This window comes from Pseudomonas sp. PME37.24/025 (assembly GCF_055556615.1).
The window spans coordinates 189231-202052 of sequence record NZ_JBVHNK010000003.1 but is presented as its reverse complement, the minus strand read 5'-3'; the positions used below and the strand labels follow the sequence as shown (position 1 = coordinate 202052).

The window sequence follows — 12822 nt, the reverse complement described above, 5'->3', positions numbered from 1 at the left end:
GCATTTACCGTGAGCTCCGAAAGGGGAGGTCACGCATCATGGCTAATTTAGGCGGTGTTTCCGAAGCGTTCGCTCGGGGTCGTTTGCAGCTGACTGCACTTTGTGAACTGGCCGTGAATATTTGCTCGGAAGGCGAGTGAAAACTCTGCTTTGCGGCATGATTCAGGCCTTATGTCACCTGCGCTCGTTACAACTGCAAACTCTGCCGTTACGTAGCGAAAGCCCCGTAGGACGGCCTCTCGTCCTCATGAATTGCGTTGGTCAGGGCCGGTTTTTGACCGTTAGTCCGCTGTCCAGGCCACTTTTGGCGGCGTTCGCGACTATAGCAGCAATGATTAAGTGCTTCAATTCCATAAAAAATTGTTATCATCCGCGCCATGACGACTACTGCCCCTTCGACCCCAGCCGTACAACTGCTGGAGGTCTCGCCGGAATATGCCGGCCAACGTATTGATAACTTCCTTCTCGCTCGGCTCAAAGGCGTGCCCAAGACCTTGATTTACCGCATTTTGCGTAAGGGCGAAGTGCGGGTGAACAAAGGTCGGATCAAGCCCGAATACAAGCTGCAGGCGGGCGATATCGTGCGCGTGCCGCCGGTTCGCGTGCCTGAGCGTGACGAGCCTGTGCCGCTGGCCCAGGGTCTGTTGCAACGGCTCGAGGCCTCGATTGTCTACGAAGACAAGGCGCTGATCGTGGTCAACAAGCCTTGCGGCATCGCGGTTCATGGCGGCAGCGGCCTGACTTACGGGGTGATCGAAGCCTTTCGTCAGTTGCGTCCCGATTGCAAAGAGCTCGAACTGGTTCACCGTCTCGACCGTGATACCTCCGGCCTGCTGATGATTGCCAAAAAGCGCAGCATGTTGCGCCACTTGCACACGGCATTGCGCGGCGATGGCGTCGACAAGCGCTACATGGCGCTGGTCCGCGGCAACTGGGCGGCCTCGATCAAGCAAGTCCGGGCGTCGCTCGGCAAGAGCAATCTGCGCTCCGGCGAGCGTATGGTCGAGGTCGACGAGGAGGAGGGCAAAGAGTCTGTGACCGTGTTCAAGGTCCTGCGTCGTTTTGGTGACTTTGCCACCCTGATCGAAGCCAAGCCGATCACCGGTCGCACTCACCAGATTCGCGTCCATACTCTGCATGCGGGGCATTGCATTGCTGGTGATACCAAATACGGCGATGAGGGTTTCAGCAAAGAGATTCGTGATCTGGGCGGCAAGCGTCTGTTTCTGCACGCCTACATGCTGACTGTGCCGCTGCCTGATGGTGGTGAGCTCAAGTTGCAGGCGCCGGTCGACGAGATGTGGGCCAAAACCGTGGAGCGATTGAGTGCGCCCTACTGATTACAAACTGCTGATTTTCGATTGGGACGGCACGCTCGCTGACTCCATTGGTCGGATTGTCGAGGCGATGCATGTCGCATCCGAGCGGTCCGGTTTTCAGTTGCGTGATGATTTTGCTGTCAAAGGCATAATCGGTCTGGGCTTGCCGGAAGCGATTCGCACTCTGTATCCCGAGATTGGCGACGCCGAACTGGTGGCATTCCGTCAGCATTATGCGGATCACTACATTGCGGCGGAGGCCGTGCCTTCTCCGCTATTTGAGGGTGTTATCGAGTCTCTCGAAGCGTTTCGTGTCGAGGGGTATCATTTGGCTGTAGCGACCGGCAAGGCTCGTCGTGGGCTGGATCGGGTGCTGAAGTCTCACGGTTGGGAAGATTATTTCGATATCACCCGTGCTGCTGATGAAACCGCCAGCAAACCCCATCCGCTGATGCTCGAGCAGATTCTTGCTCATTGCGAAGTTCGTCCGGAGCAGGCGCTGATGGTCGGCGATTCGTCGTTCGACCTGCAAATGGCGCGCAATGCGGGCATGGATTCGGTAGCGGTCAGCTATGGCGCTCAATCGATCGACGCCTTGAAGCTATTTGAGCCGAGACTGGCCATTGATCGTTTTTCAGAGTTGCACACCTGGCTGAGTCAGCGGGTTTAATTGGTTTTTTTGCTGGGGTACATGGCATGACCGACGAATGGAAAGCGCCCGCCAAGGCGAGCGCGGAAAGCGGTGACGAGAAAAGCTGGAAGCTGCTGGAAAAAACCTTGCTGGCTGGGGTGCAGGAGCAGCGCCGGTCTCGTCGCTGGGGGATATTCTTCAAATCGCTGACTTTTTTGTACCTGCTCGGCGCGTTGATTCTGTTATCGCCGTTGGTAGGCATGGAGAAAGGCGCGAGCCTCGGCTCTGGCTACACGGCGCTGATCGATGTGACGGGTATGATTGCCGACAAAGAACCGGCCAGCGCTGACAATATCGTCGGCAGTCTGCGTGCAGCCTTCGAGGACAAGAAGGTCAAGGGTGTGATTCTGCGGATCAACAGCCCCGGCGGCAGCCCGGTGCAGTCGGGTTATGTCTACGACGAGATCCGTCGTTTGCGCGGCTTGAATCCGGATACCAAGGTTTATGCGGTGATCTCGGATCTGGGCGCTTCCGGTGCCTATTACATTGCTAGCGCGGCGGATCAGATCTACGCCGACAAGGCGAGCCTGGTGGGTTCCATTGGTGTGACAGCGGCCGGTTACGGTTTTGTCGGGACCATGGAGAAGTTGGGTGTCGAGCGTCGTACTTACACCTCTGGCGAGCACAAATCATTCCTCGATCCGTTCCAGCCGCAGAAGCCCGCGGAAACCCAGTTCTGGCAGAGTGTGCTCGATACCACTCATCAGCAGTTCATCAGCAGCGTCAAGAAGGGTCGTGGTGATCGCCTGAAGGACAAAGAGCATCCGGAGTTGTTCTCCGGGCTGGTCTGGTCGGGTGAGCAGGCGCTGTCGCTGGGCTTGATCGATGGTCTGGGCAATGCCAGTTCGGTTGCGCGTGATGTGATCGGCGAGAAAGAACTGGTGGATTTCACTGTTGAGGAATCGCCGTTCGATCGCTTCTCGAAAAAGCTCGGCGCCAGCGTGGCTGAGCATTTGGCGATGTGGATGGGTTTTCAAGGGCCTTCGCTGCGCTGATCACCTGGCTGCATAAAGAAACCGGCCTGCGTGGCCGGTTTTTTTTCAAATCAAAAGATCGCAGCCTTCGGCAGTTCCGCCAATCCATGTAGCTGTCGAAGGCTGCGATTTTTTGAGCTTTAGGGTATTTGCACGCCTTCAGCCAGCAGCATGTCGATCAGGCGAATCAACGGCAGGCCGATCAGGCTGGTGGCGTCAGGGCCTTCGGTGCTTTGAAACAGGCTCACCCCCAACCCTTCGGCCTTGAAGCTGCCAGCGCAGTCATAGGGCTGTTCGGCGCGCAGGTAGCGTTCGATGCGCGCTGCGTCGAGTGTGCGCATGTGTACGGTAAAGGGCACGCAGTCGACCTGGCAGTGGCCGGTCTGGCTATTGAGCACTGCCAGGCCGGTCAGGAAGGTCACGCTGGCGCCGCTCGATGCCAGCAGTTGTTCGCGGGCCTTTTCGAAAGTGTGAGGCTTGCCGATAATCCGCTCGCCGAGTACGGCGACCTGATCCGAGCCGATGACCAGATGGGCTGGATGACTGCCTGCAAGTGCGCGGGCTTTTTCTTCGGCGAGACGCTTTACCAGTTCGACGGCTGATTCGTCGGGGCGATGGCTTTCGTCGATATCCGGCGAGCTGCACGTGAACGGCAGCTGCAAGCGGGCCAGCAATTCCCGGCGATAGATCGAGCTTGAAGCAAGTAATAAAGGCAGCATGCGCATCTCCAAAGAGCAGGGGCGAATTCTAGCGAGGCTTGCAAGTGACGGACAGGGCTGAATTTCCTTTGACATGGCTGGGGGCATCCCTATAATGCTGCGCCTATGTTGAATGACCCGATTCCACCTCACGTTGACCCGCGCAAATTGGCTGACCGTGGCACCACCCTTCAAGGTGAACTGCTGCTGGCCGATTTGGAGAGACTCTGCGACCCGCTTTCCGATACTGTCGGTACGGTGCAGGCTAAATTCGTTTTTGAACGAGATGAACGTAAATCTGTGGTAATTCACAGCTTTATCGACACCGAAGTCAAAATGGTTTGCCAGCGTTGTCTTGAGCTGGTCACCCTGCCGATCCATAGCGAATGCAGTTATGCTGTGGTGAAGGAGGGTGCGAATACCCAGTCGTTGCCGAAAGGTTATGACGTGCTGGAACTGGGCGAAGATCCTTTGGATCTGCAGTCACTGATCGAGGAGGAGCTTTTGCTCGCCTTGCCCATTGTGCCTGCTCATCATCCGGAAGAATGCCAGCAGCCGGCGGGTCTCGATGAGCCCGAACCGAGCGAGGACGAGGTAACGCGGTCCAACCCGTTCAGTGTATTGGCGCAGTTAAAGCGTGACCCAAACGTTTAGGAGTTAATCAATTATGGCTGTTCAGCAGAACAAAAAATCCCGCTCTGCCCGTGACATGCGTCGTTCGCACGACGCTCTCGAGGCTAGCACCCTGTCTGTAGAAAAAACCACTGGTGAAGTTCACCTGCGTCACCACGTATCGCCAGAAGGCGTATACCGTGGTCGTAAAGTGATCGACAAGGGCGCTGACGAGTAATCCTTGTCCGCTCAAGTCATCGCGATTGACGCAATGGGCGGGGACTTCGGTCCCCGCAGCATTGTTCAGGCCAGCCTTGCTTGTCTGTCTGCTACGCCCTCGCTGCACCTGACCCTCGTCGGTCAACCCTCCCTTCTTGAAGAATTGCTCGCCAGCCAATCGGCTGTGGATCGCGCGCGCCTGTCGATTGCGCCGGCGTCCGAAGTCATCACCATGGACGAAAAACCTGCCCAGGCCTTGCGCGGCAAACCCGATTCGTCGATGCGCGTGGCGCTGGAGTTGCTGCGCGATGGCAAGGCCCAGGCCTGCGTCAGTGCGGGCAACACCGGTGCGCTGATGGCGTTGTCACGGTTTGTGCTCAAGACTTTGCCGGGCATCGATCGGCCGGCAATGATCGCGGCCATTCCGACGCAGAAAGGCTACTGCCAGTTGCTCGATCTGGGTGCCAACGTCGATTGCAGCGCCGAGCATTTATTGCAGTTTGCCCTGATGGGTTCGGTCGCGGCAGAAACCCTGGGCATCGTTCGCCCAAGGGTCGCATTGCTGAACATCGGCACCGAAGACATCAAGGGCAATCAGCAGGTCAAGCTGGCGGCCACCTTGTTGCAGAGTGCTCGTGGTATCAACTACATCGGGTTTGTCGAAGGTGACGGTTTGTACCGTGGCGAAGCGGATGTGGTGGTGTGTGACGGCTTTGTCGGCAATATCCTGCTCAAGTCCAGCGAAGGTCTGGCGACCATGATTGCCGGGCGCATTGAGGCGTTGTTCAAGAAAAATCTCGCGTCGAAAGTGGTGGGCGCGTTGGCGCTGCCGCTGATGAAACGCTTGCAGGCCGAGCTGGCGCCGGCACGCCATAACGGCGCAAGTTTCCTCGGTTTGCAGGGAATTGTCGTGAAAAGCCACGGTTCGGCGGGGGTGCAGGGTTTTCAGAGTGCGATTCAACGTGCGTTGATCGAGATCCAGGAAAACCTGCCGGAGCGGCTTCATGGGCGCCTGGAAGATTTGTTGCCTTAGGCGTTTTCGTCGGACAATGCTTAAATGTGACCGCTCAGTTCAATTTGCCATCCAACTGTCAGTTTCTTGCGTTCCACAAGCGGGACGTCAATTCTCCGACGACAAGATCATTAGGGGCTTGTTACATGTCTGCTTCCCTCGCATTCGTCTTTCCAGGACAGGGTTCGCAGTCCCTCGGCATGCTGGCCGAGTTGGGCGCGCAACATCCGGTGGTCCTCGAAACATTCAAAGAAGCTTCCGATGCTCTGGGTTACGACCTGTGGGCGCTGACCCAGCAAGGGCCGGAAGAGCAACTCAATCAAACCGATAAAACCCAGCCGGCCATTCTGACCGCCTCGATCGCCTTGTGGCGTCTGTGGCTGGCTGAAGGCGGTGCGCGTCCGGCTTACGTTGCCGGTCACAGTCTGGGCGAATACAGCGCCCTGGTGGCTGCAGGCAGTCTGAGCCTGGGCGACGCGGTGAAGCTGGTAGAGCGTCGCGGTCAGTTGATGCAAGAGGCTGTTCCGGCCGGGCAGGGCGGCATGGCCGCGATCCTTGGCCTGGAAGACGCCGACGTATTGGCGGCCTGTGCCGAAGCGGCGCAAGGCGAAGTGGTTAGCGCGGTGAACTTCAACTCCCCGGGCCAAGTAGTGATCGCTGGCGCCAAGGCTGCGGTCGAGCGCGCCATCGAAGGCTGCAAGGCGCGTGGCGCCAAGCGCGCCATGCCATTGCCGGTCAGCGTGCCGTCCCACTGCGAATTGATGCGCCCAGCCGCCGAGCGGTTCGCCGAGTCGATCGCAGCGATCGACTGGCAGGCGCCGCAGATCCCTGTGGTACAGAACGTCAGCGCCAACGTGCCGGCCGATCTGGAAACCCTCAAGCGCGATCTGCTTGAACAGCTCTACAAGCCTGTACGCTGGGTCGAGTCGGTCCAGGCGCTGGCTGCCAAGGGCGCGACCGAACTGGTCGAATGCGGCCCTGGCAAAGTACTTGCCGGTTTGAACAAACGTTGCGCCGAAGGCGTGTCGACCTCTAACCTCAATACCCCAGACGCTTTCGCTGCCGCCCGTGCAGCGCTGGCCTGAACAAGGAGAAGCTTGCATGAGCCTGCAAGGTAAAGTTGCATTGGTCACCGGTGCCAGCCGTGGTATCGGCCAGGCTATCGCTCTGGAATTGGGTCGTCAGGGTGCCATTGTTATCGGCACCGCGACTTCCGCTTCGGGGGCTGAGCGTATCGCTGCGACCCTGAAAGAGAATGGTATTCAGGGCACTGGCCTGGAACTCAATGTCACCAGCGACGAGTCCGTGGCGGCCGTTCTGGCGAGCATTCAGGAGCAATTCGGTGCGCCAGCGATCCTGGTCAATAATGCCGGTATCACCCGCGATAACCTGATGATGCGCATGAAAGATGACGAATGGCATGACGTCGTCGATACCAATCTGAACAGTCTGTTCCGCCTGTCCAAGGGCGTTTTGCGCGGTATGACCAAAGCCCGTTGGGGACGAATTATCAGTATTGGTTCGGTTGTGGGTGCCATGGGCAACGCAGGCCAAGTAAACTACGCTGCCGCCAAGGCCGGTCTGGAAGGTTTCAGCCGTGCACTGGCGCGTGAAGTCGGTTCGCGTTCGATTACGGTAAACTCGGTGGCCCCTGGGTTCATCGACACCGATATGACCCGTGAACTGCCCGAGGCGCAGCGTGAAGCCTTGCAGACGCAGATTCCGCTGGGTCGTCTGGGGCAAGCTCAAGAGATCGCGTCTGTGGTCGCTTTTCTTGCGTCCGACGGTGCGGCTTACGTTACTGGGGCTACAATCCCGGTGAACGGCGGGATGTACATGAGTTAAATGTGACGGGTTGCTTCAAAAAAATGTCATACGAGCTGTCTAAAATCCGTTATAAAGCTGCAATCTATTTATAGACAGAGGGTCGCCGGGTTTGAGGAGTGAAGCTTTCAGTTGAAAAACTGAAAAGTCTTTCTATACACTTACCCACCGGCCAGCTGCCTGAATTTGTCCATTAGGAGTGAAAACAAGGTATGAGCACCATCGAAGAGCGCGTCAAGAAAATCGTTGCTGAGCAACTGGGCGTTAAAGAAGAAGAAGTGGTCAACACTGCTTCCTTCGTTGAAGACCTGGGTGCCGACTCCCTTGACACCGTTGAGCTGGTGATGGCTCTGGAAGAGGAATTCGAGACCGAAATCCCTGACGAAGAAGCTGAGAAGATCACTACTGTACAAGCCGCAATCGATTACGTTACTAACCACCAGGCTTAATAGCTTGTAATCGTTGCTTGCTGTCATGGAAAAACCGCACTGCCATCACGGCGTGCGGTTTTTTCTTTAGGCCTGATGCAAAGTCGTCATTTGAAAAAGGAGAGTGCTGTGTCGCGTAGACGCGTCGTAGTCACCGGTATGGGTATGTTGTCGCCACTGGGCACGGATGTGCCGAGCAGTTGGCAGGGCATTCTGGCTGGCCGCAGTGGCATTGGTCTGATCGAACACACCGACCTTTCTGCCTATTCCACCCGTTTTGGCGGCTCGGTAAAGGGCTTCAATGTCGAGGAATACCTGTCGGTCAAGGAAGCTCGCAAGCTCGACCTGTTCATTCAATACGGTCTGGCCGCAGGTTTTCAGGCAGTTCGTAACGCCGGTCTGGAAGTCACCGACGCCAACCGTGAGCGCATCGGCGTGGCCATGGGTTCGGGTATTGGCGGTCTGACCAATATCGAAGAAACCAGCCGCACGCTGCATGATTCCGGCCCACGACGGATATCTCCGTTTTTCGTGCCTGGCTCGATCATCAATATGATTTCCGGTTTCCTGTCCATCCACTTGGGCGCACAGGGACCTAACTACGCCATCGCCACGGCGTGTACCACCGGTACGCACTGCATTGGCATGGCAGCACGCAACATCATGTACGACGAAGCCGACGTAATGATCGCCGGTGGGGCCGAGATGGCCGCGTGTGGTCTGGGCATGGGCGGCTTCGGTGCCTCCCGCGCACTGTCGACCCGCAACGACGAGCCGACCCGTGCCAGCCGTCCATGGGACAAGGGGCGTGATGGCTTCGTGCTGTCCGACGGCGCCGGCGCACTGGTTCTCGAGGAACTGGAGCATGCCAAGGCCCGTGGCGCGACCATCTATGCCGAGCTGATCGGTTTCGGCACCAGTGGCGATGCTTACCACATGACCTCGCCACCGGCCGATGGCGCGGGTGCTGCGCGTTGCATTACCAATGCCTTGCGCGATGCGAAGATCAATGGCGATCAGGTTCAGTACATCAACGCTCACGGCACCTCGACCTCGGCTGGCGACCTCGCGGAAGCCTGTGCGATCAAATCCGTGTTCGGCGATCACGCCTACAAGCTGGCCGTCAGTTCGACCAAGTCCATGACCGGTCACCTGTTGGGTGCGGCGGGCGCGGTCGAGGCGATTTTCAGCGTGCTGGCAATCAACAGCCAGGTAGCACCGCCGACCATCAACCTCGATGAGCCGGACGAAGGCTGCGACCTCGACTTCGTACCCCACACCGCGCGTGGCATGGATATCGATGTGGTGCTGTCCAACTCCTTCGGATTTGGCGGTACCAATGGCTCGCTGGTGTTCCGCCGGTTCGCTGACTGATGGACAACTGGGTCGACGGTCAACCGGCTGACGCTGTGTCGCTGAAGGATCGCGGCCTGGCTTACGGTGATGGTCTGTTCGAGACCCTCTTGGTCAAGAGCGGGCAGCCGCTGCTACTGGATCGACATTTGTCGCGCCTGGCGGAGGGTTGTTCGCGCTTGGCGATTGCCGCCGATCATCAACTGATCCGCGCGGAGCTGCTGGCCTACGCCGCCGCGCTGGGCGAGGGCGTGCTCAAACTCATCCTCACCCGCGGCGACAGCCTGCGCGGTTATGCCGCCGATCCCTCGGCTCAGGCTCGACGTATTCTGCAAGGCAACCCTCCTGCAACTTATCCGGCTGTTCATGCGGAGCAGGGTGTTCGCCTGTTTCCTTGTGCGACACGGCTTTCCAAACAACCATTGCTCGCCGGTCTCAAGCATTTGAATCGTCTGGAGCAGGTCATCGCCCGTTCCGAATGGCAGGACACCGAGCATGCCGAAGGCTTGATGCTGGATCAGGTCGGGCGGGTGATCGAAGGCGTGTTCAGTAATCTGTTCCTGGTGCGCGATGGCGTGCTGGTGACCGCCAATCTCAAACGCTGTGGCGTGGCGGGCGTGATGCGTGCCGAATTATTGTTTCAAGCCAAGTCATTGGGGATTCCCACGCAAATCACCGATATCACCCTCGAGCAGCTGCAATGGGCTGACGAGGTCTTTGTCTGCAACAGCGTGTATGGCGTTTGGCCGGTGCGCGCCTATGCCGCACTGAGCTGGCCGGTTGGGCCGCTCACCCGTAAACTCCAAACCATTGCTCGTGCGCTACTGGATGCTTGATTCGTGAGACGTAAATTCTTGCTGCTGCTGGAAACCGGATTGGTTCTGGCGGGGCTGTTGGCGGGCGCTTGCGCCTGGAAAATCGATTCGGCGCTGGAACAGCCGCTGAATATCGCCCAGGAAGAGCTGCTGGAAGTGCCCAAAGGCACTACGCCAAACCGCACTTTCCTTCGACTTGAAGCCGATGGTGTCATCAAGGACGCTTTCTGGCTGCGCGTGTATTGGCGCTTTAATCTGGCAGGGCAACCGCTGCACAGCGGCGAATACCGCATGGTGCCCGGTATGACGGTCAACGGGCTGATCGACCTGTGGAAACGTGGAGAAATGGTGCAGTACAGCCTGACGCTGGTCGAAGGCTGGAATTTTCATCAGGTTCGCGCGGCCCTGGTCAAGGATGAAAAACTCGAGCAGACCCTCAACGGTCTGAGCGACAGCCAAGTGATGGACAAGCTCGGGCACAGCGGGATTTTCCCCGAAGGGCGATTCTTCCCCGACACGTATCGTTTCGTGCGCGGCATGACCGACGTCGATCTGCTCAAGAAAGCTTACGACCGCCTCGACGAGGTCCTCCTCAAGGAGTGGAACCAGCGCGCTGCCGACGTCCCTTACACCGAGCCCTATCAGGCGCTGATCATGGCCTCGCTGGTGGAAAAGGAAACCGGTGTGCCGCAGGAGCGTCGGCAGATCGCCGGCGTGTTCGTGCGGCGTATGGAGATGGGCATGCTGTTGCAGACTGATCCAACCGTGATTTACGGTCTGGGTGATCGTTACAACGGCAAGTTGACCCGCGCTCATCTCAAGGAGCCGACGCCGTATAACACTTACATGATTGCTGGTCTGCCGCCGACGCCGATTGCGATGGTGGGCCGCGAAGCGATCCATGCGGCGTTGAATCCGGCGGACGGCAACAGCCTGTATTTTGTCGCGCGCGGTGATGGCAGCCACGTGTTCTCCGATGATCTGGACGCCCACAACAATGCGGTGCGCGAGTTCCAGATCAATCGACGTGCCGATTACCGTTCCAGCCCGGCGCCGACTGTTACGCCGCCGACGGAGGATGCTCAGACGCCGATCCCGGCGGCTTCGCCCGATACGGTGATCGAAGACATGCCGCCAGTAGCGCCGCAAGACTCCATGGAAGACCCCGCACAAGAACTTGCGCCAGCACCCGAAGCGGATGTGCCCGCGCCGCAAAGCCCGCAATGACTCTGACTAAGGACTGCCTGTGACTGGCTTGTTTATTACCCTGGAAGGCCCGGAAGGTGCCGGCAAGAGCACTAATCGCGAATACCTGGCCGAGCGACTGCGCGCTGCCGGGATCGAGGTGGTGTTGACCCGGGAGCCCGGCGGTACGCCCTTGGCCGAACGGATCCGTGACGTGCTGTTGGCGCCGGTCGATGAGGTCATGAACCCCGACACCGAGTTGCTGTTGGTGTTCGCCGCGCGAGCCCAGCATCTGGCCGAGGTGATCCGTCCGGCGCTGGCCCGTGGCGCTGTGGTCTTGTGCGATCGTTTTACCGATTCGACCTATGCCTACCAGGGCGGTGGTCGTGGTTTGTCGCTGGAGCGCATCGCGACCCTCGAAACGTTCGTCCAGGGCGATCTGCGCCCGGACTTGACGCTGATCTTCGATTTGCCGGTAGAAGTGGGCCTGGCCCGCGCCAGCGCCCGCGGTCGACTGGATCGCTTCGAGCTCGAAGGCCGAGCGTTTTTCGATGCGGTGCGCACTGCCTTCCTCGAGCGTGCCAAAGCGGATCCTGCGCGTTATGTCCTGGTGGATGCCGCTCAGCCGCTGGCACAAGTTCAGCAGTCTCTGGATGCCTTGTTGCCACGTCTGCTGGAGCTGACCCGTGGCTGAAGCCTATCCATGGCAGGACAGTCTTTGGCAGCAATTGGCCGGACGTGCCCAGCACGCCCATGCCTATTTGCTACATGGCCCGGCCGGGATCGGCAAGCGTGCGCTGGCCGAGCGTCTGATGGCCCATTTGTTGTGTCAGCGCCCGACCGCCCAAGACGCCTGCGGTGAGTGCAAATCCTGCTTGTTGCTGAAGGCCGGCAGTCACCCCGACAACTACATCCTGGAGCCGGAAGAGGCAGACAAGGCGATCAAGGTCGATCAGGTGCGTGATCTGGTCAGCTTCGTGGTTCAGACCGCGCAGATGGGTGGTCGCAAAGTGGTGCTGATCGAGCCAGTCGAATCGATGAACATCAACGCCGCCAACGCCTTGCTGAAAAGCCTTGAAGAGCCGTCCGGCGATACCGTTTTGCTGTTGGTCAGCCACCAGACCAGCCGTCTGTTGCCGACCATCAAGAGCCGCTGCGTGCAGCAGGCCTGTCCGTTGCCAAGCGAAGCGATGAGTCTGGCTTGGCTGGCCAGCGCTTTGCCGGACTGTTCGGAAGAAGAGCGCATTGAACTGCTGACCCTTGCCGCCGGTTCGCCATTGGCCGCGGTCAAGTTGCAGGCGCAGGGCGTGCGCGAGCAGCGGGCTTTGGTGGTCGAGGGCGTGAAGAAGTTGCTCAAGCAACAGCAATCGCCGACCCAGTTGGCCGAGGAGTGGAAAACCATTCCCATGTTGCTGCTGTTCGACTGGTTCTGCGACTGGTCGAGCCTGATCCTGCGTTATCAATTGACTCAGGATGAAGCAGGGCTGGGGCTGGCAGATATGCGCAAGGTGATTCAATACCTGGCGCAGAAATCCGCTCAGGACAAAGTCCTGAATATCCAGGACTGGATTCTCGCCCAGCGGCAGAAAGTGATGAGCAAAGCCAACCTCAATCCTGCGTTGTTGCTAGAGGCGCTGTTGGTGCAATGGGTATCCTTGCCTACCCAGAAGTGACTAGACTCTGATCATCCGA

General features: G+C 58.6%; 15 protein-coding genes. 14 read left to right on the top strand and 1 reads right to left on the bottom strand.

Annotated elements, in window-relative coordinates; all coding sequences use genetic code 11:
* Positions 1 to 377: 377 nt before the first annotated feature.
* Genes rluC through sppA form a run of 3 tightly spaced genes read left to right on the top strand, consistent with a single transcriptional unit; the run spans position 378 to position 3005 of the window.
* Positions 378 to 1340 carry a 23S rRNA pseudouridine(955/2504/2580) synthase RluC gene (gene rluC, locus ACZ3HH_RS06945; RefSeq protein ID WP_008014368.1) on the top strand — a complete coding sequence of 321 codons (963 nt, stop codon included), beginning with the start codon at positions 378 to 380 and terminating at the stop codon, positions 1338 to 1340.
* Positions 1327 to 1989: an HAD-IA family hydrolase gene (locus ACZ3HH_RS06940; protein WP_465803631.1), complete on the top strand. Its 663-nt coding sequence runs from the start codon at positions 1327 to 1329 to the stop codon at positions 1987 to 1989. Before rluC ends, ACZ3HH_RS06940 begins: the two co-directional genes overlap by 14 nt.
* 26 nt (positions 1990 to 2015) lie before the next feature.
* Positions 2016 to 3005: a signal peptide peptidase SppA gene (gene sppA / locus ACZ3HH_RS06935; RefSeq protein WP_465803630.1), complete on the top strand. Its 990-nt coding sequence runs from the start codon at positions 2016 to 2018 to the stop codon at positions 3003 to 3005.
* A gap of 119 nt (positions 3006 to 3124) precedes the next feature.
* Here the strand turns inward: sppA and ACZ3HH_RS06930 are convergent, their stop codons facing one another.
* Entirely contained in the window at positions 3125 to 3703 is a 579-nt protein-coding gene (locus tag ACZ3HH_RS06930) for a Maf family protein (protein ID WP_465803628.1), read from the bottom strand.
* Between the two features lie 105 nt (positions 3704 to 3808).
* On the opposite strand from ACZ3HH_RS06930, the gene ACZ3HH_RS06925 reads away from it, so the two are divergent.
* The 11 genes from ACZ3HH_RS06925 to ACZ3HH_RS06875 all read left to right on the top strand — a co-directional run bounded on the left by ACZ3HH_RS06925 (position 3809) and on the right by ACZ3HH_RS06875 (position 12803).
* A complete protein-coding gene (locus tag ACZ3HH_RS06925) occupies positions 3809 to 4336 on the top strand; it encodes a YceD family protein (protein WP_004371317.1) in 528 nt (175 codons plus the stop codon).
* A gap of 13 nt (positions 4337 to 4349) precedes the next feature.
* On the top strand, positions 4350 to 4532 hold the full coding sequence (rpmF, locus tag ACZ3HH_RS06920) for a 50S ribosomal protein L32 (RefSeq protein WP_003179396.1): 183 nt from the start codon (positions 4350 to 4352) through the stop codon (positions 4530 to 4532).
* A 3-nt stretch (positions 4533 to 4535) separates the two neighbouring features.
* Positions 4536 to 5546, top strand: coding sequence for a phosphate acyltransferase PlsX (gene plsX, locus ACZ3HH_RS06915; RefSeq protein WP_465803613.1), 1011 nt, complete (start codon positions 4536 to 4538; stop codon positions 5544 to 5546).
* Between the two features lie 125 nt (positions 5547 to 5671).
* Positions 5672 to 6610, top strand: coding sequence for an ACP S-malonyltransferase (fabD, locus tag ACZ3HH_RS06910; RefSeq protein ID WP_052964852.1), 939 nt, complete (start codon positions 5672 to 5674; stop codon positions 6608 to 6610).
* 16 nt (positions 6611 to 6626) lie between these two features.
* Entirely contained in the window at positions 6627 to 7370 is a 744-nt protein-coding gene (gene fabG, locus ACZ3HH_RS06905; protein ID WP_008014356.1) for a 3-oxoacyl-ACP reductase FabG, read from the top strand.
* Positions 7371 to 7561: 191 nt separating this feature from the next.
* A complete protein-coding gene (gene acpP, locus ACZ3HH_RS06900) occupies positions 7562 to 7798 on the top strand; it encodes an acyl carrier protein (protein ID WP_003442511.1) in 237 nt (78 codons plus the stop codon).
* A 108-nt stretch (positions 7799 to 7906) separates the two neighbouring features.
* Positions 7907 to 9151 (top strand): beta-ketoacyl-ACP synthase II, encoded by a 1245-nt coding sequence (gene fabF, locus ACZ3HH_RS06895; protein ID WP_052964851.1) that lies wholly within the window; start codon positions 7907 to 7909, stop codon positions 9149 to 9151.
* The gene (gene pabC / locus ACZ3HH_RS06890) at positions 9151 to 9966 is read left to right on the top strand and encodes an aminodeoxychorismate lyase (RefSeq protein ID WP_465803609.1); all 816 of its coding nucleotides are present in this window, start codon (positions 9151 to 9153) and stop codon (positions 9964 to 9966) included. The genes fabF and pabC overlap by 1 nt, the downstream gene beginning before the upstream one ends.
* A 3-nt stretch (positions 9967 to 9969) precedes the next feature.
* Positions 9970 to 11172 carry an endolytic transglycosylase MltG gene (mltG, locus tag ACZ3HH_RS06885; RefSeq protein ID WP_465803608.1) on the top strand — a complete coding sequence of 401 codons (1203 nt, stop codon included), beginning with the start codon at positions 9970 to 9972 and terminating at the stop codon, positions 11170 to 11172.
* A 19-nt stretch (positions 11173 to 11191) separates the two neighbouring features.
* A complete protein-coding gene (tmk, locus tag ACZ3HH_RS06880; protein ID WP_008067785.1) occupies positions 11192 to 11824 on the top strand; it encodes a dTMP kinase in 633 nt (210 codons plus the stop codon).
* Positions 11817 to 12803, top strand: a complete 987-nt coding sequence (locus ACZ3HH_RS06875) for a DNA polymerase III subunit delta' (RefSeq protein ID WP_052964848.1) — start codon at positions 11817 to 11819, stop codon at positions 12801 to 12803. Before tmk ends, ACZ3HH_RS06875 begins: the two co-directional genes overlap by 8 nt.
* Positions 12804 to 12822: the final 19 nt, after the last annotated feature.